Annotated in this window: 26 protein-coding genes; 13 read left to right on the top strand and 13 right to left on the bottom strand. The window is 64.6% G+C overall.

Annotated features, from left to right (window positions below; genetic code table 11):
* Nucleotides 1-67: 67 nt before the first annotated feature.
* From ACZ1J6_RS18200 to xth, 3 genes are all read left to right on the top strand, one after another.
* A complete protein-coding gene (locus ACZ1J6_RS18200) occupies nt 68-493 on the top strand; it encodes a CBS domain-containing protein (protein WP_134094835.1) in 426 nt (141 codons plus the stop codon).
* A gap of 198 nt (nt 494-691) precedes the next feature.
* Nucleotides 692-1024, top strand: coding sequence for an iron-sulfur cluster insertion protein ErpA (gene erpA, locus ACZ1J6_RS18195; RefSeq protein ID WP_132264273.1), 333 nt, complete (start codon nt 692-694; stop codon nt 1022-1024).
* The gene (gene xth / locus ACZ1J6_RS18190) at nt 1021-1797 is read left to right on the top strand and encodes an exodeoxyribonuclease III (RefSeq protein WP_207912871.1); all 777 of its coding nucleotides are present in this window, start codon (nt 1021-1023) and stop codon (nt 1795-1797) included. The genes erpA and xth overlap by 4 nt, the downstream gene beginning before the upstream one ends.
* 126 nt (nt 1798-1923) lie before the next feature.
* On the opposite strand, the gene ACZ1J6_RS18185 is transcribed toward xth, so the two are convergent.
* From ACZ1J6_RS18185 to ACZ1J6_RS18140, 10 genes are all read right to left on the bottom strand, one after another.
* On the bottom strand, nt 1924-2592 hold the full coding sequence (locus tag ACZ1J6_RS18185) for a cell wall hydrolase (RefSeq protein WP_132264276.1): 669 nt from the start codon (nt 2590-2592) through the stop codon (nt 1924-1926).
* A 193-nt stretch (nt 2593-2785) separates the two neighbouring features.
* Complete coding sequence (locus tag ACZ1J6_RS18180; RefSeq protein WP_465127688.1) at nt 2786-3142, bottom strand: DUF1491 family protein; 357 nt, start codon at nt 3140-3142, stop codon at nt 2786-2788.
* A 1-nt stretch (nt 3143) separates the two neighbouring features.
* Entirely contained in the window at nt 3144-3617 is a 474-nt protein-coding gene (locus ACZ1J6_RS18175; RefSeq protein WP_465127687.1) for a PaaI family thioesterase, read from the bottom strand.
* Nucleotides 3618-3642: 25 nt separating this feature from the next.
* Nucleotides 3643-4104: a PTS sugar transporter subunit IIA gene (locus ACZ1J6_RS18170; protein ID WP_132264281.1), complete on the bottom strand. Its 462-nt coding sequence runs from the start codon at nt 4102-4104 to the stop codon at nt 3643-3645.
* A gap of 127 nt (nt 4105-4231) precedes the next feature.
* The gene (gene hpf / locus ACZ1J6_RS18165) at nt 4232-4801 is read right to left on the bottom strand and encodes a ribosome hibernation-promoting factor, HPF/YfiA family (RefSeq protein WP_132264283.1); all 570 of its coding nucleotides are present in this window, start codon (nt 4799-4801) and stop codon (nt 4232-4234) included.
* A gap of 24 nt (nt 4802-4825) precedes the next feature.
* Nucleotides 4826-5509, bottom strand: coding sequence for a DNA polymerase III subunit epsilon (gene dnaQ, locus ACZ1J6_RS18160; RefSeq protein ID WP_132264285.1), 684 nt, complete (start codon nt 5507-5509; stop codon nt 4826-4828).
* Nucleotides 5510-5558: 49 nt separating this feature from the next.
* Entirely contained in the window at nt 5559-6164 is a 606-nt protein-coding gene (coaE, locus tag ACZ1J6_RS18155; RefSeq protein WP_465127686.1) for a dephospho-CoA kinase, read from the bottom strand.
* Complete coding sequence (locus ACZ1J6_RS18150; protein ID WP_465127685.1) at nt 6161-7018, bottom strand: shikimate dehydrogenase family protein; 858 nt, start codon at nt 7016-7018, stop codon at nt 6161-6163. Before ACZ1J6_RS18150 ends, coaE begins: the two co-directional genes overlap by 4 nt.
* Nucleotides 7015-7599, bottom strand: coding sequence for a Maf family protein (locus tag ACZ1J6_RS18145; protein ID WP_465127684.1), 585 nt, complete (start codon nt 7597-7599; stop codon nt 7015-7017). Before ACZ1J6_RS18145 ends, ACZ1J6_RS18150 begins: the two co-directional genes overlap by 4 nt.
* Nucleotides 7600-7616: 17 nt before the next feature.
* Complete coding sequence (locus tag ACZ1J6_RS18140) at nt 7617-8462, bottom strand: pyruvate, water dikinase regulatory protein (RefSeq protein WP_132264292.1); 846 nt, start codon at nt 8460-8462, stop codon at nt 7617-7619.
* 357 nt (nt 8463-8819) lie between these two features.
* Here ACZ1J6_RS18140 and hemE point away from each other — a divergent pair, with 357 nt between their 5' ends.
* The 4 genes from hemE (at nt 8820) to ACZ1J6_RS18120 (ending at nt 12767) form a co-directional block, all read left to right on the top strand.
* The gene (hemE, locus tag ACZ1J6_RS18135; RefSeq protein ID WP_465127683.1) at nt 8820-9845 is read left to right on the top strand and encodes a uroporphyrinogen decarboxylase; all 1026 of its coding nucleotides are present in this window, start codon (nt 8820-8822) and stop codon (nt 9843-9845) included.
* A gap of 165 nt (nt 9846-10010) precedes the next feature.
* Nucleotides 10011-10454 (top strand): CopD family protein, encoded by a 444-nt coding sequence (locus ACZ1J6_RS18130; RefSeq protein ID WP_132265252.1) that lies wholly within the window; start codon nt 10011-10013, stop codon nt 10452-10454.
* 330 nt (nt 10455-10784) lie between these two features.
* Nucleotides 10785-12041 (top strand): transcription termination factor Rho, encoded by a 1257-nt coding sequence (gene rho, locus ACZ1J6_RS18125; RefSeq protein ID WP_132264295.1) that lies wholly within the window; start codon nt 10785-10787, stop codon nt 12039-12041.
* A gap of 51 nt (nt 12042-12092) precedes the next feature.
* Nucleotides 12093-12767: a TerC family protein gene (locus ACZ1J6_RS18120; RefSeq protein ID WP_465128268.1), complete on the top strand. Its 675-nt coding sequence runs from the start codon at nt 12093-12095 to the stop codon at nt 12765-12767.
* A gap of 167 nt (nt 12768-12934) precedes the next feature.
* Here ACZ1J6_RS18120 and ACZ1J6_RS18115 read toward each other — a convergent pair whose 3' ends face one another.
* From ACZ1J6_RS18115 to ACZ1J6_RS18105, 3 genes are read right to left on the bottom strand one after another with little or no spacing between them, the layout of a single operon-like run.
* Entirely contained in the window at nt 12935-13903 is a 969-nt protein-coding gene (locus ACZ1J6_RS18115; RefSeq protein WP_465127682.1) for a quinone oxidoreductase family protein, read from the bottom strand.
* Between the two features lie 25 nt (nt 13904-13928).
* Nucleotides 13929-15515, bottom strand: a complete 1587-nt coding sequence (locus ACZ1J6_RS18110) for an FMN-binding glutamate synthase family protein (RefSeq protein WP_465128267.1) — start codon at nt 15513-15515, stop codon at nt 13929-13931.
* 4 nt (nt 15516-15519) lie between these two features.
* Nucleotides 15520-16215 (bottom strand): dienelactone hydrolase family protein, encoded by a 696-nt coding sequence (locus tag ACZ1J6_RS18105; protein ID WP_134094827.1) that lies wholly within the window; start codon nt 16213-16215, stop codon nt 15520-15522.
* 135 nt (nt 16216-16350) lie between these two features.
* Here ACZ1J6_RS18105 and ACZ1J6_RS18100 point away from each other — a divergent pair, with 135 nt between their 5' ends.
* The 6 genes from ACZ1J6_RS18100 (at nt 16351) to ACZ1J6_RS18075 (ending at nt 22339) form a co-directional block, all read left to right on the top strand.
* Nucleotides 16351-16623 carry a DUF6489 family protein gene (locus tag ACZ1J6_RS18100; protein ID WP_132264299.1) on the top strand — a complete coding sequence of 91 codons (273 nt, stop codon included), beginning with the start codon at nt 16351-16353 and terminating at the stop codon, nt 16621-16623.
* Between the two features lie 86 nt (nt 16624-16709).
* On the top strand, nt 16710-17987 hold the full coding sequence (mnmE, locus tag ACZ1J6_RS18095; RefSeq protein WP_465128266.1) for a tRNA uridine-5-carboxymethylaminomethyl(34) synthesis GTPase MnmE: 1278 nt from the start codon (nt 16710-16712) through the stop codon (nt 17985-17987).
* Nucleotides 17988-18055: 68 nt separating this feature from the next.
* Nucleotides 18056-19921 (top strand): tRNA uridine-5-carboxymethylaminomethyl(34) synthesis enzyme MnmG, encoded by a 1866-nt coding sequence (gene mnmG, locus ACZ1J6_RS18090; protein ID WP_465127681.1) that lies wholly within the window; start codon nt 18056-18058, stop codon nt 19919-19921.
* On the top strand, nt 19918-20559 hold the full coding sequence (gene rsmG, locus ACZ1J6_RS18085; protein WP_465127680.1) for a 16S rRNA (guanine(527)-N(7))-methyltransferase RsmG: 642 nt from the start codon (nt 19918-19920) through the stop codon (nt 20557-20559). Before mnmG ends, rsmG begins: the two co-directional genes overlap by 4 nt.
* The gene (locus ACZ1J6_RS18080; protein ID WP_132264304.1) at nt 20556-21332 is read left to right on the top strand and encodes a ParA family protein; all 777 of its coding nucleotides are present in this window, start codon (nt 20556-20558) and stop codon (nt 21330-21332) included. Before rsmG ends, ACZ1J6_RS18080 begins: the two co-directional genes overlap by 4 nt.
* Nucleotides 21329-22339, top strand: coding sequence for a ParB/RepB/Spo0J family partition protein (locus tag ACZ1J6_RS18075; RefSeq protein WP_465127679.1), 1011 nt, complete (start codon nt 21329-21331; stop codon nt 22337-22339). Before ACZ1J6_RS18080 ends, ACZ1J6_RS18075 begins: the two co-directional genes overlap by 4 nt.
* Nucleotides 22340-22375: the final 36 nt, after the last annotated feature.

The raw sequence follows: 22375 nt of genomic DNA, 5'->3' as shown, positions 1-22375 counted from the left end.
TGGAACAAGCCCCGACAGAGGGCGTGCGAGGAGCGGGTCGAGGACCCGATTACGGGAGATTGAAACGATGACGATCGAGCGGATCATCGCCGGCCGGGAGGCCGTTATCACCTGCCAGGCCGATTGCACCGTCAGCGAGGCGGCGTCCCTTCTGGCCGATCGCCGCATCGGCGCACTGCCGATCTTCGAAGGCGACAGCCTCGTCGGGATCTTTTCCGAGCGCGACGTGATCTACCGCCTGCGCGAATTCGGGCCGAGCGTGCTGGGCATGCAGGTCAGCGAAGTCATGACCTCTCCGCCCGTCACGGTGGATCCATCCGCCTCGGCCTTGGCGGCGCTGGCGTTGATGACGCGGCGGCGCATTCGCCACCTGCCGGTGACCGTCGGCGATCGCATGGTCGCTTTCGTATCGATCGGCGACATCGTGAAGTACCGACTGGAAAAGGTGGAATCCGAAGCCGCCGCCATGCGCGACTATATCCAGATGGCCTGAACCGGCTCCGGCCTCCCTTCGGGCACTCCCTTCCGGCCGCGCGAGGCCGTCAGAACGATCCGCCAGAGTGCGCGGGCGGTGCCGCATGGCGACGCGCCGCCGCACAGGCTTCCCGGCGCAATCGCCCTACCAAGCCGGACAGGATTCCTCTGCCCTCCGCGCCTTGCCGCGGGGGGCGGGGAAGCCTACATCGCGGACATGGACCAGCAAACCGTCACTCTCAGCCCCTCGGCGGCCTCGCGCGTTGCCGCGATTGCCGAAAAGCAGGGCAAGCCCGCGATTCTTCGTCTCTCGGTCGAAGGCGGCGGCTGCTCCGGCTTCCAATACAAGTTCGGCCTCGCCGAGGCGCCCGAGGCGGATGATACCGTCGCGGAAACGGACGGCGTGCGTCTGGTCGTGGACTCGATGAGCCTCGATCTCGTGAGCGGCTGCGTGGTCGACTACGTGGAATCTCTTGGCGGTGCGGCCTTCAAGGTGGAGAACCCCCAGGCTGCGGCCGGATGCGGATGCGGATCGAGCTTCTCGGTATGAGGAAGATCGCCACGTTCAACATCAACGGGGTCAAGGCGCGCCTGCCCCGCCTGCTCGAATGGCTGGAAGAGACGCGCCCGGCCGTCGCCTGCCTGCAGGAGATCAAGAGCCAGGACGAAGGCTTCCCGATCGCCGAGTTCGAGAAGATCGGCTACAAGGGCATCTGGCACGGCCAGAAGGGCTTCAACGGCGTGGCCATCCTTGCCGACGGCGAGATGCCGGTGGAAGTGCAGCGCGGCCTCGAAGGGGAGCCTGAGGACGAGCATTCGCGCTATCTGGAGGCGGACGTCTTCGGAATGCGCGTCGTCTGCATCTACCTGCCCAATGGTAATCCGGTGCCCGGCCCCAAGTTCGACTACAAGTTGCGCTGGATGGATCGCCTCCGCCGCCGCATGGACGCGATCAAGGCGGAGGAAGTTCCCGCCATCGTCACCGGCGATTTCAACGTCATCCCCACCGATTGCGATGTCTGGTCGCCGCCGGCCATGGCGGCCGATGCCCTGATGCAGCCGGAATCGCGCGATGCCTATTTCCGCCTGCTCGGAGACGGCTGGACCGACGCGATCGCCACTCACAACCCGCGCGGCGGCGTCTGGACCTTCTGGGACTATCAGGCCGGTGCCTGGCAGCGCGACCATGGCTTCCGCATCGATCATGCACTGCTCTCGCCCGAGCTGGCGGACAGGCTCGTGGCCTGCGGTGTCGACAAGGCCTACCGCGGCCGCGAGAAGGCCAGCGACCATACCCCGGTCTGGGTCCATTTGAGGGACTGATTCCGGCGGGCCCGATGACGGCACGAGAAAGGGGAGCGAAAGCGGTGCATGGCGCACCGATTTCGCTCCCCTTCTCATGTCCCGCTACAGAGGCTGCAGCGCGCCCCCATACCGATCACCGCCGGATCAACGGTAGAAGATGTGATTGTCCACGCGGGCCAGGCGCGTCAGGCGCCAGTTCGGTTCCACGCGCGTGGCGTGGAAGAACAGCGCGCCCTTGACCGGGCTCTTCCAGCTCTTTTCCATGGCGATCTTGGCGACGGCCACGGCTTCGCGCCAGCCGCTCGACTGTTCGCGCACCTTGGGCATCTTCTTGCCCTGGATGAAAGAGAACTGCGCCGGCTGGTAGACGACGCCGCAGTAGCTGGCCGGGAAGCGACCCGATTCCGCGCGGTTGATGATCACGCGGCCAACAGCCAGCTGGCCTTCCAGAGTTTCACCGCGCGATTCGAAGTAGATCGCGCTGGCCAGGCAGCGCATTTCGCTGCTCAGACGGCCAGGTACGGATTGCTGGGCAACAAGCTGCGCCAGCGTGTCTGCATCGACCGGGTTGTCCTGCGAAGCGTCCTGATCTTCTGCGCCTGCTGCACTGTCGTCATCCGTCGCGTCTACCCCGTCTTCCGAGGGGAGGGACTGGACGACCGGCTTCGAGACGAAGATCGGATCGAGGTTCGATTGGGCCTGGACCAGGACTGGTGCCAGAGCCGCGGCGCCCGAACCCTGTGCGCCGAATAGGGTGGTCAATATCGTAGCGGCCAGCGCCACTGCGCTTGCCCACTGAACTTTGCTTCGCATCAACTTTAGATCAAGGGCGGTGAACCAATCCGACGCAGGCGGGAACGGAATGCCTCTTAGAGGCGTTCACCTTCCAACGATCCTGCCGACGATTCCCCGTCTGCGTGCTAGCCGGGTTGGCCGAAATGCTACCCGAGCCGCATCCGCGTCTGCGAAGAGGCCATTAACTTGCATGCCGTGCAAGTCAACCCGGTTATACACCAAGCCCGATGAAGCGTTCGGGCTTCGCGACATCCAGTTCCACGACCCAAAGGTCGGGGTCCTGAGTGCCGCGTCTCTCCACATAGTCCGAGAACGCGATTCTCGCCGTTAGCGATTCGCCGAAATCTGCCGATTCCTCCTGGCGGCGGGTGCAATGCCAGGCGCGCGTGCCATCCAGGCCCGGCATGCGTTCATAGGCCCGAGCACTGCCTCCATTCTCGAGCAGGACGAGCATGATCGTCCCGGCGTCGCGCTCACCTTTGCTGAGAACCATGCCGAATCCGCCTTCCGCTTCCACTGCGCGTATGAGGCCGGAGACTTCCAGATGGGCGGGCAGGCGGTCGTCCATGTCAGGCCGTACCGGTCGGGAAGGCGCCAGTCGGGACGACGTAACCGGGCAGGCCGGAAAGCGCGATGCGCGAGCGCATGAACGTGCCGGTGCCGCGGCCCACTTCGTCGCCCTCTTCATCCACCAGGCGCGATTCCGCCACCAGCACGCGGCGGCGGCCGCTGACCCAGCGACCTTCGGCCACGATGGTGCCGCCCTTGATCGGTTTGCTCAGCAGCAGGTTGAACGAAGTGGTGAGCAGGAAGCGATCGGTGACGAGCGTGTTGGCGGCATAGAACGCCGCATCGTCCAGCATCTTGAAATAGATCGTCCCATGCGCCGCGCCGGCGGCGTGGAAACTGTCCGGCTCCACATCGAAAGTGATGCGGGAATGCCCCTCGCCGACGATATCGAGGCGGGAGCGGAACATCTGGTTGATCGGCGCCGAAGCATAGAGGCCTTCCAGCGCACGCCAGTGCAGGCCGGCGCCGGACATGTCCGGAGCGCCGGAGTCCGAAGTTTCAGGCGGCATCGCGATCGATGACGTTGCTGAGCAGGCTGTAGAGCGCCTCGGGGCCGGGCGCATCGATCAGCGCGGAATGCATGCGTTCATCGCGCATCATGCGCGAGATCGCGGCCAGGGCGTGAAGGTGAGTGGCGCCGGCATTCTCGGGCGAAAGCAGGCCGAACACCAGATCGACCGGCACGCCATCCGCGGATTCAAATTCCACGGGGGCGTCCAGCCGCAGCACGACGGCCACGGGCCGCCCAAGACCGGACATGCGGGCATGCGGTATGGCGATGCGGCGGCCGAAGCCCGTGCTGCCCAGTTCCTCGCGCTCGATAATGCGCGCAAGCACGACTTCGCGATCGAGGTGGTAAACCTCGGCGAAAAGGTCGGCGAGTCGGCCGAGAATCACGGGCTTGCTGTCTGCGCTGGAAGTCACGACGGCATCTGGCAACAGGGTAAAAAGACTGCTCATCTGCGTTTCTGGTTCTGGCCCAAGATGGGTTACCTAGGACTAAACGTCCATAACCCCCGGAAAACCGGGGGTTATGCTTTGTCCTTCGAAAAGAAGTATAGACGCCTATTCGGCGCTACGGTCGGCGTCAGTGCGGCTCGACCCAGCCAATCGAACCGTCGCCGCGGCGGTAAACCATATTATGGCGCCCCGTGCCAGCGTTTTTGAACAGCAGCGCCGTGGTGTTGCGCAAGTCGAGCATCATGACCGCGTCCGAAACGGTGGCCTCGGGAACGTCCACACGGGTTTCCGCAATCACGACAGGTGCGTCGATTTCCTGCTCTTCTTCCTGCTCGTTCGCGCGTTCTTCGAAGATCGTGTAGGCGGCTTCTTCCACCGCGACGGCATGAGCCGACTGTTCGTGGCGATCCTTGATCCGGCGCTTGTAACGGCGCAGCTGCTTGTCGATCTTTTCGGCGGCCTGGTCGCAGGCGATATGGGCGTCCTGTGCCATGCCGGTGCCCTTCAGCACCAGGTTCTGCATCACATGCATCACGATATCGCAGCGGAAAGCGCCGGCCGGGGCGCGTCCGAAGGTGACCTGGGACGACAGCGCTCGGCTGAAGTACTTGTCTATGATCGCCGTCAGTCGCTCGCTGGCGTGGTTCTGGAGGGCTTCACCGGTGTCGACCTGATGGCCGGAAACGCGGATGTCCATGGGCGATTACTCCTCTGCTGTGAATCAGGCGCCCCAGAGCGGGGCATCGACCGACTTGAGAAACTCTGCGTGAACAAGAAGTTCCTCGTCGGTAGCCGCGTGGGGACGCGGCTGACGAAACGGGCGATCCTTTCGAATGAGAATGCGCGCCTCCGTCGTGATTTCGGCGGTTTCCGCGAGAAGCTCCAGGCCGATCTGGCGACCGCCCCTCAGCTCCACATAGACCTGCGCGAGCAGCTCGGCGTCTAGCAAGGCGCCGTGCTTGGTACGATGACTTCGATCAATTCCGTAGCGCGTGCAAAGCGCGTCCAGAGACAGCTTGGCGCCGGGATGCCGCACTTTGGCGAGCGCCACGGTATCGACCATCCGCGTCAGGCAGACTTCGGCAAAGCCGCACTTGGCGAGTTCGAAATTGATGAAGTTGAAGTCGAACCCCGCATTGTGCGCGATCATCGGCGCATCGCCGATGAAGTCCACGAAGGCCTGGGCGCAGCTGCCGAACAGGGGCTTGTCGGCCAGGAAGGCATCGGACAGGCCGTGCACCGCTTCGGCTTCGGCGGGCATCGTACGTTCGGGGTTGAAATAGGCGTGGTAGGTTTGGCCGGTGGGCACCCGGTTGACCATCTCGATGCAGCCGATCTCCACCATCCGGTCCCCGTTCCTGGGGTCGAAACCTGTAGTCTCGGTGTCGAAGATGATCTCTCTCATCCCTCTCCATATCTGCCTGCCCGGCCCACTTCGCAAGGCCCTGAGGCGATTATTCTGACCCGGCCAGCGCATCCACGATGCGGCTTACCTGCCGGCGGGTTTCCTCCAGTGTGGTCCCGGTATCGATGACGAAATCGGCGCGCGCGCGCTTTTCCGCGTCCGGAACCTGAAGGGTCAGTATCTGCTGGAATTTCTCCGCCGTCATGCCCGGCCGCGCGAGCACGCGGGCACGCTGGGCCTCTGCCGGAGCGGAGACCACCACCACCCCGTCCAGCCCGCGATCGCCCGTTTTTTCGTAAAGCAGGGGTATGTCGAAAACGACCAGCGGCGCGCTGCCATGCGTCGCCATGAAGCGGCGCCGCGCCTCCGCGACGGCGGGGTGGACGATGCCCTCGAGTCGCGCCAGTTCCGCCTTGTCTCCGAACACGGCCGCGCCCAGCTTCTGGCGAATGACTCCCTCCGGGCCGGTGGTGCCCGGAAAGGCCGCCTCGATCGCCGCGACCAGCAACCCGCCCGGGCCCTGCAATTCGTGAACGGCGGCATCCGCATCGAAGACCGGCACGCCGAGAGCGCGGAACATCCCGGCCACGGTGGACTTGCCCATGCCGATCGAGCCGGTGAGGCCCAGGATCTTCGGGGCCGCGGCGCGATTCATGCCAAAAGCCGCGCGCGCAGTTCCTCGTCATGCTCGCGGGGCGGCTTCACCCCGAAGAAACGCGTGAAGGCGACGTCGGCCTGGCCGATCAGCATCGCCAGGCCGTCGACCGTTTCCAGTCCCGCCTTGCGGGCATCCTGAAGGAACGGCGTCTCCAGCGGACTGGTGACGATGTCATAGGCCACGCTGCGCGGCGGCGCATGGCTGAAATCGAAGGGGAGGGGCGGCTGCCCGGCCATGCCCAGCGGACTCGCATTGACGATGATGTCGAGGCAGTGCTCACGGTCGTCGAAGGCGAAATCGGTAGGCTCGGCGAAATGCGCCAGGTCGATGGCGTGATGGTCCTTCTGCGCGGTCAGCTCGTCCAGCATGGCCCGCGCCTTGGCGGGATCGCGACCGGCCAGCACGATCACGAAGCCGCGCTCCGCCAGGGCCGCGACGATCGCCCGCGCAGCGCCGCCGGTACCCAGCACGCGCGCCATACGGAACAAGTGAGTCTGGTCGAGCAAGGGCTGCAGCGGCTCCAGAAAGCCCGGAGCGTCGGTGTTGTAGCCCGTCAGCGAGCCATCCGCCTCGCGCACCACCGTGTTCACGGCGCCGATTTTGGCCGCCAGCGGATCCAGCCTGTCGAGCAGGGGCACGATTGCCAGCTTGTGCGGCATCGTGACGTTGCAACCCCGCCAGGCGGCGTCGCCGCGGCGTTCGTCGAGATAGCCGGCCAGGCCTTCAACCGGAACGAGATGCCGGTCGTAGCGACCCTCAAGGCCGAGCTTCTCCAGCCAGAACCCGTGAATCACCGGGGACCTGGATTGTCCGATCGGATCGCCGATCACTTCGGCATAAGGCAGAGTCATTGCGCGATTTCTCCGAGACGGCGCAGCGCCGCCTGCACTTTGAGCAGCGGCATGCCGAGAATGGTGAAATAGTCGCCGTCGATCTTCTCGAACAGCTGCACGCCCCGGGCTTCGATACGAAAAACGCCGACGCAGCCCGCCACTTCGGGCCATTCGGCATCGAGATAGTCGGCAATGAATGCTTCGGAAAGCGTCGTGACATGGAGCGAGGCCACGGCGTCTTCGGCCCACAATACCTCGCCGTCGCGCACGAGGGCGGCGGCGCTGTGGAGATTCATCACTTTGCCGGAGAAGAAGCGCAGATGTTCGGCGGCGGCCGCGCGATCGGCGGGCTTGTCGAAACGGCGGCCAGCGCACTCGACCAGCGAGTCACTGCCGAGCACCAGTTCTCCAGGCGCCTGATCGGATACCGCCAGCGCCTTGGCCCGCGCCAGTTGCAGGGCGATCTCGGCGGGCGGCCTGCCGGAAAGCCCAGCCTCGATGGCGCGCTCGTCGACGTGCGCGGGCTGCGCGCGAAACGGAATGGCTGCGGCTTCGAGCATGGCACGCCGCGACGCGCTTTGAGATGCCAGGACGATCATATCGATTTCCCGTGAAGTCAGATCGGCTTGGGGCCGACCGGACCTTGCGTTCCTTCGGCCTTGCGCTCGTTATAGAGATTGATGATCGCCGCGGCCGTTTCCTCGATCGAGCGACGCGTCACGTCGATCACCGGCCAGGAATTGTCCGCGAACATGCGGCGCGCGTATTTCAGCTCGTTCTCCACCCTATCGGACTTCACGTAATCGGTGTCCGGCGACTGGCTGAGGGAGAGCAGACGGTTGCGGCGAATCTGAATCAGGCGCTCCGGCGCGGTGGTCAGGCCCACGACCAGCGGTCGCTTGAGGCCGAACAGCAGCGGCGGGGGCGGGCTTTCCACCACGATGGGGATGTTCGCCACTTTGTACCCGCGGTTGGCGAGGTAGATCGATGTCGGCGTCTTGCTGGTGCGCGAGACTCCCGCCAGGACGATATCGGACTCTTCCCAGTCCTCCCAGGCAATGCCGTCGTCATGAGCGATAGTGAACTGAATCGCATCGACGCGCGCGAAATAGGCGTCGTCCAGGCGGTGCTGCCGGCCCGGACGCCCCTTGGCCTCCTGGCCGAGCAGGGCTTCCAGGGCATCGGTGACACCGTCGAGCACGGCAATCGCCGGCAGCCCGAGCTGCTGGCAACGCTCTTCCAGCCTGCCGCGCGTTTCCTCGTTCACGAGAGTGAAGAAGACGAGTCCGGGATTGGCGGCGATTTCGCCCATGATCCGGTCGAGGTGCTGCTGGGATCGCACCATCGGCCAGAAGTGCCGCAGGACGTCTGAATCGTCGAACTGGGCGAGGGCGGCCTTGGCTATCATTTCCAGCGTTTCGCCAGTGGAATCCGAGAGCAGGTGGAGATGAAATCGCGCCATTCGAGGCTTTTCCAGAGTCTTTCGCGAGGGAGCCGCCAGACCTCCCGGCGGCTTGTGGATATCTCCCGGCATAAACCACGGGACTAGTCCGGTGACAACTCGGATCCCGGTTTTCCTCCCCGTTGAACCGATTCAATCTCTAGAGTCGTAAACATGATTCAATTCGCGCCCACACCCTGTGGGTAACCGGGATAAAGAGTCTTTGACTCAGACTCCGTGGAGAGTCGCCGCGCAGATTTGAACCTGTTCACCGTGGAATAATTCGGGCAAGATTCAATCGTCCCCGATATCCACAGGACCAACAGACTCCATCATCCTTCTAAGAATCTTTATTTTTTTGATCGGACCTGAATCTCGATGCCTGGCCTCCTTCTCGAAAACCTGCGCGGAACGAACACGAGCAAGCGCCCGGTCTGGCTGATGCGCCAGGCCGGAAGATACCTTCCCGAATACCGTGCCCTGCGCGCCGAAAAGGGCGGATTCCTGGCCCTCGTCTACGATACCGACGCAGCCGCCGAGATCACCCTGCAGCCGATCCGCCGCTTCGGATTCGACGGCGCGATCCTGTTCTCGGACATCCTGATCGTGCCTTACGCCATGGGGCAGGACCTCCAGTTCCTGGCCGGCGAAGGTCCGCGGCTGACTCCGCGCCTGGTCGACAGTGCGCTGGAGAGTCTCTCCGCCGTGCCCGATCGCCTCTCCCCGATCTACGAAACCGTGCGCAAGGTTCGCGCCGCACTCGATGCCGACAAGACGATGCTGGGCTTTGCAGGAAGCCCCTGGACGGTCGCCACGTACATGTGTGCAGGCGAAGGCAGCCGGGATCAGCATGAGACCCGCGCCATGGCCTATCGCGACCCTGCGGCGTTCCAGGCGATCATCCAGGCTATCGTGGGGGTGACTGTCGACTACCTCAGCGGCCAGATCGAAGCCGGCGCGGAAGCCGTCCAGCTTTTCGATTCATGGGCAGGGTCGCTCTCTCCCGGTCAGTTCGAGCGCTGGGTCATTGCTCCCAATGCGCAGATCGTCGCTGCGGTGAAAGCGCGCCATCCCGAGACTCCAATCATCGGATTCCCCAAGGGGGCCGGCGAAAAACTGGCATCCTACGCCCGCGAGACCGGTGTTGACGCGGTCGGAATCGACGAGACCATCGACCCGATCTGGGCGGCGCGGGAATTGCCGGCGGGCCTGCCGGTGCAGGGGAATCTCGATCCGCTGTTGCTGCTTTCGGGCGGTGAGGACCTCGAGAGTCAGGTCCACCGCGTGCTCGATGCCTTTGCCGACCGGCCGCACGTCTTCAATCTCGGCCACGGAATCGGCCAGTTCACGCCGATCGAGAACGTGGAGAAGCTGCTCGGCATCGTCCGGAACTGGTCGCGATAGGCCCATTCCGGCGGCGGCCCTCAACAGGCATCCCTCCTGCACCCTGCCCAGCGATCAACCGCCCGGAAGCGGATTAATCGGCTGATTCACGGACGGAATCGTCTTGCCCGAAGCAGGGCAAGAGTGCAGGAGGGCCGCCCCGGAACCATCAGACTCGTGGGACTCATGCAGGAAGTGCTTTCCATGCTCTATCTCTGGCTCAAGGCCGGACATGTCATCTTCGTGATCTTCTGGATGGCCGGGCTGTTCATGCTCCCGCGCTATTTCGTCTATCACCAGGAAGCGGAGCCAGGCTCGGCAGAGGAAGCACGCTGGATCGATCGCGAAGCCAAGCTGCGCAAGATCATCCTGACGCCTTCGCTGATCCTCGTCTGGGTGCTGGGCATCGCCACCGCCACTGCCATGGGCGCGTGGGACCAGGGCTGGCTTCACGCCAAGCTGCTCTTCGTCCTGGGTCTTTCGGGCTATCATGGCTGGCTGGTAGGCTACGGCAAGAAGCTGGCGCGCGGCGAGCGTCCGCTGACCGGCCGAAAGCTGCGCCTGCTGAACGAGATTCCGGGGCTGGCCGCCGCCGTGATCGTGATCCTGGTGGTCGTGAAGCCGTTCTGAATCGGTTTTAGTCCCACACCCCGGCCTTGTTTCGGGCCCGCGGACAGGCAGCGACCGGTCCGCAGGGAAGCGACTCAGGAACCTTCTGCGCTCCCCCGTTACAACCCAGGGGACTCGAACGGCTTCATTCGCCGCCGCGTCCAGGCCCGATCCATTCGGCCCGCCCACACGCCGCTTGGCGGATTGACTCGTTGACCGAGGCCCGGCGAACGCTTATCTGGGCCCTGTTCCGGCATAGGGCGGCGAGCCCATTCTCCTGCCCGGATCCGCTTTCCCCAAGCCCTTCGATCCCGCCGGCCGACACACCATTTCCATCCGGAATCCAGACAAATGCATCTTAAAGAACTCAAGAAGAAATCATCGGCCGAACTGGTCGAAATGGCTGAGGAACTGGGCGTTGAAGGCGCTTCGACGCTGCGCCGCCAGGACCTCATGTTCGCCATTCTCAAGGAAGTGGCCGAGGACGGCGAGGAAATCATCGGGCAGGGCACCATCGAAGTGCTCACTGACGGTTTCGGCTTCCTGCGCAGCCCCGAGGCCAACTACCTCGCCGGACCCGACGACATCTACGTTTCGCCGAACCAGGTCCGCAAATGGGGCCTGCGCACGGGCGATACCGTCGAAGGCGAAATCCGCGCGCCCAAGGACGGCGAGCGCTATTTTGCCATCACCAAGCTCATCAGCGTCAACTTCGACGATCCGGACGTGGTGCGCCACCGCGTCAACTTCGACAACCTGACGCCGCTCTATCCCGATCAGCGCCTGAAGCTCGATTGCCTCGACCCCACGGTCAAGGACAAGTCGGCCCGCGTGATCGATCTCATCAGCCCCCAGGGCAAGGGCCAGCGCGCCCTGATCGTGGCGCCGCCGCGCACGGGTAAGACCGTGCTGCTGCAGAACATGGCCAAGGCCATCACCGACAACCATCCGGAAGTCTTCCTTCTCGTGCTGCTCGTCGACGAGCGCCCTGAGGAAGTCACCGACATGCAGCGTTCGGTGAAGGGCGAGGTCATCTCCTCCACCTTCGACGAACCCGCCCAGCGCCACGTCCAGGTCGCCGAAATGGTGATCGAGAAGGCCAAGCGCCTGGTCGAGCACAAGCGCGACGTGGTGATCCTGCTGGACTCGATCACCCGCCTCGGCCGTGCCTACAACACCGTGGTGCCCAGCTCGGGCAAGGTGCTGACCGGCGGTGTCGACGCCAACGCCCTGCAGCGCCCCAAGCGCTTCTTCGGTGCCGCGCGCAACATCGAGGAGGGCGGCTCGCTCTCCATCATCGCCACGGCCCTGATCGATACCGGCAGCCGCATGGACGAAGTCATCTTCGAAGAATTCAAGGGCACCGGTAACTCGGAAATCGTCCTTGACCGTAAGGTGGCCGACAAGCGCATCTTCCCGGCGCTCGACGTCGGCAAGTCCGGCACCCGCAAGGAAGAGCTGCTGGTTCCCAAGGACCAGCTCACCAAAATGTGGGTCCTGCGCCGCATTCTCATGCAGATGGGCACCGTCGATGCGATGGAGTTCCTGCTCGACAAGATGAAGGACTCGAAGACCAACGAGGACTTCTTCTCGACCATGAATCAGTAAGGAGGCTCGGGGGGCTTGAGCATCCTGCAGACCCTTGTCGCGACCTCCTCCATGGGCGGTCCGGCGGAGATCTGGCAGCACATCGTCAACGATTTCTCGAACCTGGGGACGCCGGCCGCTTTTTCGGCGTTCCTCCAGGTCCTGATGATCGATGTGGTGCTGGCGGGCGACAACGCCATTGTCGTGGGTGCTCTGGCCGCCGGACTTCCGGCGGATCAGCGCCGGAAGGTCATCGCCATCGGCGTGATCGCCGCGTTGGTCATGCGCATCGGCTTCGCGCTGATCGTCACCTGGCTGCTCGGCATCGTCGGGCTGGTGTTCGCGGGTGGATTGCTGCTGCTGTGGGTGGCGTGGAAGATGTACCGCGAGATTCACGGCGGCAATCATCCCGGCTCGCCCGAGATCGAGGGTGACGAAAACTCCGGCGTGCGCCCTGCCAAGAGCTTTGCCGGAGCGGCCATCTCGGTTGCGGTGGCGGATATCTCGATGTCGATCGACAACGTGCTCGGCGTCGCCGGCGCGGCGCGCGATCATCCCGGCATCCTCATCGTGGGTCTCGTCTTCGCCGTGGCGCTCATGGGCGTGGCCGCGAACTTCATCGCCCGGTACATCGAGCGTTATCGCTGGATCGCCTGGGTGGGGCTGGCCGTCATCCTCTACGTGGCGGTGAAGATGATCTACGAGGGCTGGGTGGATCCGCAGCTCGGGATCGTGACCCTGATCTGATACGATCGAGCGTGAAACGGAAAAGGACCCGGAGGCTTCGGCCTTCCGGGTCCTTTTCCGTTTGGGGCATTGAATGCGCCGCCCGGTTCCTTGCCGCCTTGGGGTGACCGTCGAGAAACCCGCGGAGGGTCGGGTGCTATGTGCCCAGGATCGGCCGTGGAGCCTTGTCAGGGCACCAGGATGGTGGAACCGGTGGTTGACCTCGATTCCAGCGCGCGATGCGCTTCTGCGGCCTCTTCCAGGCGGAACGTCTGCCCGATGTGCGGCTTCAGGATTCCTTTGGCGATGCGGTCGAACAGTTTCTTTGCGCTGATCGCCAGCTGTTCCGGCGTGGCGACGTAATCGGCCAGAGTCGGGCGCGTGAGATAGATCGATCCGGCCTTCATAAGCTCCAGCGGCGTGATCGGGGGTACCGGGCCCGAGGCATTGCCGTAAGTCACCATGAAGCCGCGTTTGCGCAGTGACGCGAGCGAGGCCGTCCACGATGCCGCGCCGACGCCGTCATAGACGACATGGCACATCTCGCCCCGGGTGATGTCCCGTACAGCTTCGGGCAGCTCCGCGAACGGGCAGTGGAGCACATGATCGCCCGGCACTTGCGCAGCCTTCTCGGCGCTGCCGGTGTGGGCGATGACGGTCACGCCGCGGTCGAGCAGCCAGGGGACCAGCAGCGAACCGACTCCGCCCGCCGCGGAATGCACCAGGGCGACGTGGCCCTTGTCGGCCGGGAAAGTTTCCTCTGCCAGATAGCAGGCGGTCAGGCCCTTGAGCATGACGGCGGCCGCGATCTCGGGAGCGATCGCCTCGGGAATGCGCATCGCCTGCGCGGCCTTGATCAGGCGGTGGCTGGCATAAGCACCGCCGGCATGAGTCGTGCCCACGCGTTCTCCGATGGAGAATTCCGAAACGCCGTCACCCAGCGCGACGATCCGGCCGACGCTTTCGGAGCCCAGCTTGATCGGCAGCGGATCGGCGTAGAGGCCTTTGCGGTAGTACGTATCGATGAAGTTGAGCCCCACCGCCTCGGTTTCGATCAGCACCTCGCCGGGGCCGGGGGAGGGAACGTCGAAATCTTCCCGCTCGATCACTTCGGGACCGCCGTGCGTGCGGGCGATCATCCTGTATCCGGTGGTCATGTCGTCAGGTCCTTGAAGATGGCGATCAGAAGATTCTTCTGAACGTGTCCGCGCGCGAGACGCGCCAGGCGCGGGCATATGGGGTGGATTCGGGGTCGGCGAGCAGTTCGCCCGGCTTGAGGAAGCGGTAGACCTCGTCGAGCGGCCCCGCCTTGGCGCTGTCTATGCGCTGGTACATGTCGTGCTGGCTGAGGCCCCAGGGGTCGTCGTAGCCCATGGCCACCACGATCTCGCGCAAGGACTTCAGGGTCTCGCTCTGGAAACGCATGACTCGCTCTGCCTTGTCCTCGACCACGAGGCCCCGCTGGCGCCAGGCGACCTGGGTGGCCACGCCGGTCGGGCATTCGCCGGTGTGGCACTTCATCGACTGGACGCAGCCCAGCGAGAACATGAAGGCCCGCGCCGCATTGCACCAGTCCGCGCCGAGGGCAAAGGCACGAGCCATGCCGGCGCCGGAGTGAATCTTCCCCGAGGCGCCGAGCCGCACCCGGTGCTTGAGGTTCGCGCCGACCAGGGCGTTGCGCATCAGGGTCAGGCCTTCGCGCATCGGCATGCCGACATTGTCGGTCAATTCCTGCGGGGCTGCGCCCGTGCCGCCCTCGGCGCCGTCGACGACGATGAAATCCGGGGTGATGCCGGTTTCCAGCATCGCCTTGATAAGCGCCATGACTTCATGGGGCTGCCCCACGCACAGCTTCATGCCCGCGGGCTTGCCGCCGGACAGTTCGCGCAGCTGCTCCAGCCACTGGAGCAATTCGATCGGGGTGGAGAAGGCCGAATGGGCGGCGGGGGAGAGGCAGTCCTCTCCGACTTCGACCTTGCGGGCCTCGGCAATTTCGGGCGTGACCTTGGGTCCGGGAAGTACGCCGCCGTGGCCGGGCTTGGCGCCCTGACTCAGCTTGATCTCCACCATCTTGACCTGATCGTCCTGCGCCTGCCGCGCGAAGAGTTCGGGATCGAAGCTGCCGTCCTTGTGGCGACAGCCGAAATACCCGCTGCCGAGTTCCCAGATCAGGTCACCGCCATAAGTCCGATGGTAGCGGCTGATCGAGCCTTCGCCGGTGTCATGCGCGAAGCCGCCCATGGCCGCGCCCTTGTTCAGGGCTTCGATGGCATTGGCCGAAAGCGAGCCGAAGCTCATGGCGGAAATGTTGAGCAGGGCGCTTTCGTAGGGTTTGGCGCATTGGTCTCCGCCAATCTTCACGCGCCAGGATTCAGGGGCCTTTTCGTTGGGGGCGATGGAGTGGCCGAGCCATTCGTATTCTTCCGAATAGACATCCAGTTCGGTGCCCATCGGGTGAGACGAGACATCGCCTTTGGCGCGGGCATAGACCAGGCCGCGCTCCTCGATGGTGAAGGGCCGGCCTTCGCGGTCGCCTTCCACCAGATAGGCCCGCAGGTAAGGGCGCAAGTCTTCGAAGAGCCATCGGACCCGCGCGATCAGCGGGTAGTTTCGCCGCAAGGCGTGCCGGTTCTGCAGGAAGTCCCAGACGGTCAACAGCAGGACCGGCACCATCAGGATCAGCGCCCAGCGCCACGATGGAACCAGCCAGCAGGCGGCCGTGAGCATCACGACCGCAAGCGGCACGGCGTAGCGCGGGGCAACCGTCATCGGCTTAGCCGACATGCTCCGCGAAGAACGCCTCGGTTCGGCCGTCCGCCAGTTCCGCGCCGGCCTCGTCGCGGCGTGCACCGATCTCGGCGGCGAAGCCATGGTCGAGGCCCTCGTAGTCCCACAAGGTGACGCGGGGATGGTCGTCGAGACCGTCGTGGATGGCCTTCTGCGCGGCCGCGTCCACGAAATGGTCGGCCACCGGGATGTGCAGCATGAGCGGGCGGGCGATGGCGTGCTTTTCGCCCAGCATCTGGTCGATCATCACACCGTAGTAGCCCACCGAAGCATCGATGTCGGTGCGCGCCGCCACCATGTAGGCGATACGGCCGCCCATGCAGAATCCAACGAGGCCGACTTTCGGCACGCCTTCCTCGCGGCGGATCCAGTGGATCACCGCTTCGATGTCGCGAATGCCAAGATCGAAATCGTGCGCAGACATGTGCCCGATGGCCTGCTTGAATTCTTCCTCGACATAGGGGCTGAGTTCGATGCCGGGCTTCTGGCGCCAGAAGCTGTCGGGCGCGACGGCAAGGTAGCCCTTGGCGGCCCAGCCATCGGCCTTGCGGCGAATACCGGCATCCACGCCGAAGATCTCCTGCTGGACGATGATGGCGCCGCGCGGGGTGCCTTCGGGGCGGGCGACATAGGCCGGGATCATGCCGTCACCGTCGAGAGTCGGGATTTCGATATTGGTCATGGGTGTCTCCTGCGGAAGAGGGGCCTGGCAGCCTTTTGGCCCGGTCAGACGTTGCCGGGAGGTTAGGCACGAGCGATGGACTTTGCCAACGCCATGTGTCAGGCAGGATGCAGAAATTCCAGATGGGAGGCCGTGATGAAGGTCAATGTCGAGGTCGAATGCTCGCCTGAAGAGGCAAGGCGGTTCCTCGGTCTGCCTGACGTCACCAAGGCGAACGACGTCTATGTCGATGCGCTGGCCAAGGCGATGCAGGGCGTCGGCAATTTCGACCAGCTTCAGGAGCTGACCAAGCAGGTTGCCCCCATGGGCCAATATGGTCTCAAGCTGTTCCAGCAATTGATGGAAAGCGGCGCGGCCATGGCCATGAGCGGCGCCACCGGCGGCACCAAGCCCAAGAAGACCGACTGAGCGATCGCAGCCGAGGGCGCGCATGATGCTGGGCGGGGTTCACCTCTCGCCCGCGCTCCTGTAGCGCGTTGCTCATGCCTCAAGACATTCAAGACACGATCTTCGCGCTCTCCAGCGGCGCGCCACCGGCTGCCATCGGCGTCGTCCGCATCAGCGGGCAGCGCGCCGGAGCGGCACTGGAAGCCTTGAGCGGATCGTTGCCGCAGGCCCGCCGTGCCAGCTACCGTCCCTTGCGCGACGGGGCCGGGGCGGTTCTCGACCAGGCACTCGTTCTCTGGTTTCCGGGCCCTCGCACGGCAACGGGAGAGGATCTGGCCGAACTCCATCTGCATGGGGGAAGGGCCGTGGTTTCGGCCGTGGAGACGGCTCTTGCGGAGATTCCCGGCTTGCGCCGTGCCGTGCCGGGCGAATTCACGCGGCGTGCATTTGCCAATGGCCGGATCGATCTTGCCGAAGCGGAAGGGTTGGCCGATCTGCTTTCGGCAGAGACCGAACTGCAGCGCCGCTCCGCGCTCGCCATGGCCGGCGGCGCTTTCTCGCGGCAGGTGGAGTTATGGCGTGACGATGTGCTCAGGGCATCGGCTTCCGTAGAAGCCGTGCTCGACTTTGGCGACGAAGACGACGTGTCCGATCTGCCGGCCGACTTCATCCAGCGCCTCGAAGGTCTCCGCGGCGAACTTCTGGCATGGATGTCCCGGCCGCGCGCGGAAGCGCTGCGTGAAGGCTTTCGCGTCGTCCTGGCCGGACCGCCCAATGCGGGGAAGAGCACGCTCTTCAATGCACTGGTGGAAGACGAAGCCGCCATCACCTCACCGATGGCCGGAACGACGCGTGACGTCCTGACCCGTGCGGTGTCCCTCGGCGGCATACCGTTCCTGTTCGGCGACACCGCAGGTCTTCGCGACGAGACCGGCGACGAGATCGAGGCCATCGGCATTTCGCGCGCTCTGGCAGCGTTGGACAAAGCCGACCTCGTGCTCTGGCTGGGTCCGGAAGGGGAGGCCCCTGAAGCGGCTTGGGAGATCGCGGCGCAAGCGGACTTGTTCCACGTGGAACAGAGGCAGGCACCGCGTCACCGGGTGTCCGCAGTGACAGGTGAGGGGCTGGAAGCGCTGCGGCACGACCTGGTGGCGACCGCTTCCGTTGCCATGCCGAAGCCGGGTGAGGCAGCGCTCAACCAGCGGCAGCATGCTCTGGTGGCCGAAGCGGAGCGGGCCTTGGCCATGGCGGTCCTTGAACGCGATCCTTTGTTGGTTGCAGAGTCGCTGCGGCTGGCACGCGTCGCCTTCGACACCCTGATCGGGCGCGCCACCACGGAAGACATGCTCGACGCGCTGTTCGGCCGCTTCTGCATCGGCAAATAGTGATGTTCCACGTGAAACACTTTCAACGACTTTGACGGGACTCGTCGCTTCGGGTAAGCGCATCGTCCATGCATTCCTTTGATGTGATCGTGATCGGCGGCGGCCATGCCGGCTGCGAGGCGGCGGCGGTTGCCGCGCGTATGGGCGCGCGTGTCGCTCTGGTAAGCTTCGATCTCGATGCGGTTGGCGCCATGAGCTGCAATCCTGCCATCGGCGGGTTGGGCAAGGGGCACCTCGTGCGCGAGGTCGATGCCTTCGATGGGCTCATCGCGCGCGCTGCCGATGCGGCTGCCATCCATTACCGCATACTCAACCGCTCGAAAGGCAGCGCGGTTCAGGGCCCACGGGTCCAGGCCGATCGCAAGCTGTTTCGGGCGGCTATCCATCGCCTCCTGCAGCAGCAGGGTGATCTCACCCTGATCGGCGGCGAGGCAGCGGCGCTCGTTATCGAACAGGGCAGGGTGGTCGGCATCGAACTCGGTGACGGCACGAAGGTCGCCGCGCGTGCCGTGATTCTCTGCACGGGTACTTTCCTTGGCGGCACTTTGTTCCGGGGCGAAGAACGGCTCACCGGCGGTCGCATCGGCGAGTCTTCCGCGCAGCGTCTGGCAGCACAGATGCGCGACGCCGCCTTGCCGATGGCGCGACTCAAGACGGGAACACCGCCGCGTCTCGATGGCCGCACCATCGACTGGGGCCGGCTCGACGAGCAGCCTTCCGATGGCGAGGACTGGACGATGTCGGCCATGGCGCCCAAGGACGGCGCGGCGCGGCGACGCAAGGTTCCGCAAGTCTTCTGCGCCATCACGCGGACAAACCCGCGCACCCATGACGTGATCCGCGAGAACCTCCATCGCTCCCCGCTGTTCACAGGCGCGATCGGTGCTTCCGGTCCGCGCTACTGCCCCTCGATCGAGGACAAGATTCACCGCTTCGCCGATCGCGACGGGCATCAGATATTTCTGGAGCCGGAAGGTCTCGATAACCCGCTGGTCTATCCGAACGGCGTGAGCACCTCGCTTCCGGCGGATGTGCAGCTTGCGATGCTGCGCACCATGGAAGGCCTGGAGCGGGTGGAGATGGTCGTTCCCGGCTACGCCGTTGAGTACGACCACATCGACCCCCGGGCGCTTCGCACGAGCCTGGAACTGCGTGACATGCCGGGGCTCTACTGCGCAGGCCAGATCAATGGCACGACCGGCTACGAGGAAGCCGCTGCGCAAGGCCTTGTCGCCGGGATGCATGCCGCTGCGGATGTGCTTGGACGCGAGGCGCCGGCGCTCGACCGGGCCAACAGCTACATGGCGGTGATGATCGACGATCTCACCCTTCACGGCGTGAGCGAGCCCTATCGCATGCTCACGGCGCGGGCCGAGTATCGCCTCCGTCTTCGCGCGAACAATGCCTCGACACGGCTGACTCCGCTGGCCATCCAGATCGGCGCAGCCGGCCCGGAGCGCAAGGCATGGTTCGAACGGCGGCTTGAGGATCGGGCCAAAGTGGACATGGCGTTCGGCATCGCAGTGACCGGGCATGAACTGGCGCAGGCCGGTCTTCCGGTGCGCGCGGATGTCGGGCGACTTCCCATTCGCGAGTGGCTGCGGTTCGGCGGAGTCGGTGTGGCTGGCCTTGCCCCCTGGCTTGATCCGGCCCTGCTGGAAGACGCGGACTTGATCGAGGAGATGGTGGAGGACGCGGCTTACGCGCCTTACCTCGAACGGCAGGAACGCGAGTTACGCGACCTTCGGGCCAGCGAGGGCCTGACGTTGCCCGATGACTTTCCATATGCCGACATTCCCGGCCTCTCGCGAGAGATGGTCGAGAGGTTGAGCAAGGCCCGGCCAGCGAGTCTCGCGGCGGCCGGGCGGATCCCCGGAATCACTCCGGCAGCGCTGGCGGCGCTGCTGGTCCATGCCCGCAGGGAGGCGGCATGATCACGACGGAAGACGAAGCACGCGAATGGCTGCGGAAACTGCCCGAATGCGATGAGGACGCCTGGGTTCGCCTGGAGACCTTGATCGCCATGTTGGTCGAGGAGAACTGCCAGCAGAACCTCGTTTCCGCTGCGAGTCTGGAGCAGGTCTGGCTGCGGCATATCGTCGATAGCGCGCAGCTTCTCCCTTATGTTTCACGTGAAACATCTTCCCCTTGGATCGACCTTGGTACCGGCGCCGGTTTCCCCGGCCTCGTCATCGCGGCGCTGAGACCCGAGTGCGAAGTGGTCATGGTCGAATCGCGCACGCGGCGAGTCGAGTGGCTCGATCGGGCGCGCGTGGCCATGGGACTGGATAATGCGCGTATCGCTGGGCAACGCCTCGAACTGGTCGAGAGCTTCCCCGCAAGCGTGATTTCCGCGCGCGCTTTTGCGCCCCTTGAAAAACTTCTGACAATTTCCGCCCGTTTTTCCACAAGCGACACGGTTTGGCTGTTGCCCAAAGGGCGGTCGGCAAAGCAAGAACTGGAAGACCTTCGCAAGTGGCGGCACATGTTCCACGTGGAACAGTCCCTGACGGACCCGCATGCAGGCATCATTGTCGGTAAGCTGGCCGACAGGAAGGGTATGACCAAGTGATCCGTATCGCTATCGCCAACCAGAAGGGCGGGGTTGGAAAGACCACGACCGCGATCAACGTCGCGACCGCGCTTGCTGCGACTGGCTGGAATACCCTGCTGATCGACCTCGATCCGCAAGGCAATGCCTCGACGGGGATCGGCGTTTCGGCCTCCGATCGGGAACGCACATCCTACGAAGTGCTGGTCGACCGCGCACGGGTAGCCGATTGCGTCATGCCCACCAGCATTCCCGGTCTCGATCTGCTGGCAGCCACCGTCGATCTTTCCGGCGCCGAAGTGGAACTGGTGAACGCGGACGACCGCGCCAACCGTCTCCGTTCGGCGCTGCGGGTCGACCTGGGTTACGACGTCTGCCTGATCGACTGCCCGCCTTCGCTGGGCCTGCTGACGCTCAATGCGCTCACCGCGGCCGATACCCTGCTGGTGCCGCTTCAGTGCGAGTTCTTCGCGCTGGAAGGACTAAGCCAGCTGCTCCAGACGGTGGAGCGGGTGCAGCAGCGGTTCAATCCGGACCTTGGCATCATCGGCATTGCGCTGACCATGTTCGATCGGCGCAACCGCCTGACCGATCAGGTCTCCGAAGACGTCCGCTCGTGCCTGGGCCAGCTCGTTTTCGAGACCACCATTCCGCGCAATGTGCGCCTTTCCGAAGCGCCCAGTCACGGCGTGCCCGCCTTGATCTACGATCATGCCTGCGCCGGCAGCCGCGCCTACATGGCTTTGGCGCGCGAACTTATCACCCGACTGCCCGAGAAGAGGAAAGCGGCATGAACGACGAATCGATCGTCCGCCTCAGCATACCCCCCGTCAAGGAACCGACCGCTCAGGAAACGGCCACACCCGGACCCTCGGCTTCTGCCTCGAAGGCGAAACCGAAGGGCCTTGGACGAGGTCTGGGCGCCCTGCTGGGCGAGACCCGCCGTGAGGAACCTCTGGCCGCTTCCGGCCTGTCGGAAGGTCGTAGCGGTTTACCACGGGCAGGGGGGCTTGCCGTCCTGGCCATTGCCGACATCACCCCGCACCCGGATCAGCCCCGTCGGATTTTCGACGAGGAGGCGCTGGAAGAGCTGGCAGCCTCGATCGCCCATCGCGGTGTGATTCAGCCGATCATCGTGCGGCCGATGGACAACGGCCGGTACCAGCTGGTCGCGGGCGAGCGTCGCTGGCGCGCGGCGCAGAAGGCGCAGCTCCACGAGATTCCTGCACTGGTGCGGGAGCTTACCGAGCGCGAGGTCATGGCACTGGCCCTGATCGAGAACCTGCAGCGCGAAGACCTCAACCCGATCGAGGAAGCGCGGGCCTATAACCGCCTGGCGGAATTCGAGGGCATGACTCAGGCCGAGATCGCCCGCATGGTCGACAAGAGCCGCAGCCATGTCGCCAACTTCCAGCGCCTGCTCGCGCTGCCGGACGGCGTGATCTCGATGGTCGAGAAGGGCAGCCTGTCCATGGGCCATGCCCGCGCGCTCATCGGTTGTGACGATGCCGAGGAGATTGCCGACGCCGCGATCACCAAGCAGATGTCAGTGCGCGAGATCGAGAAGCTGGTTCGCAAGAAGGCGCGCGGCGATGTTGCTCCGCGCCGGGCGCGCACTGCTCGCAACCCGCATGAGGATGCCGACATCGTCGCGGTGCAGAGCCACCTTGAGGAGTTTCTGGGGCTGCCGGTGAAGATCAACGCCGATGCCGATCCCAAGTCCGGCACGGTAACGATCCGCTATGCCACGCTCGACCAGCTCGACCTGATCTGCCAGCGCCTCACCGGCGGATCTATCTGAGCGGCCGGTTTCGGAAAGATTGGGCGGCGCCTGAAC

This window comes from Novosphingobium sp. BL-S-21 (assembly GCF_055521655.1).
The sequence above is the reverse complement of the archived record's forward strand: the minus strand, read 5'-3'. Positions and strand labels throughout refer to the sequence as shown.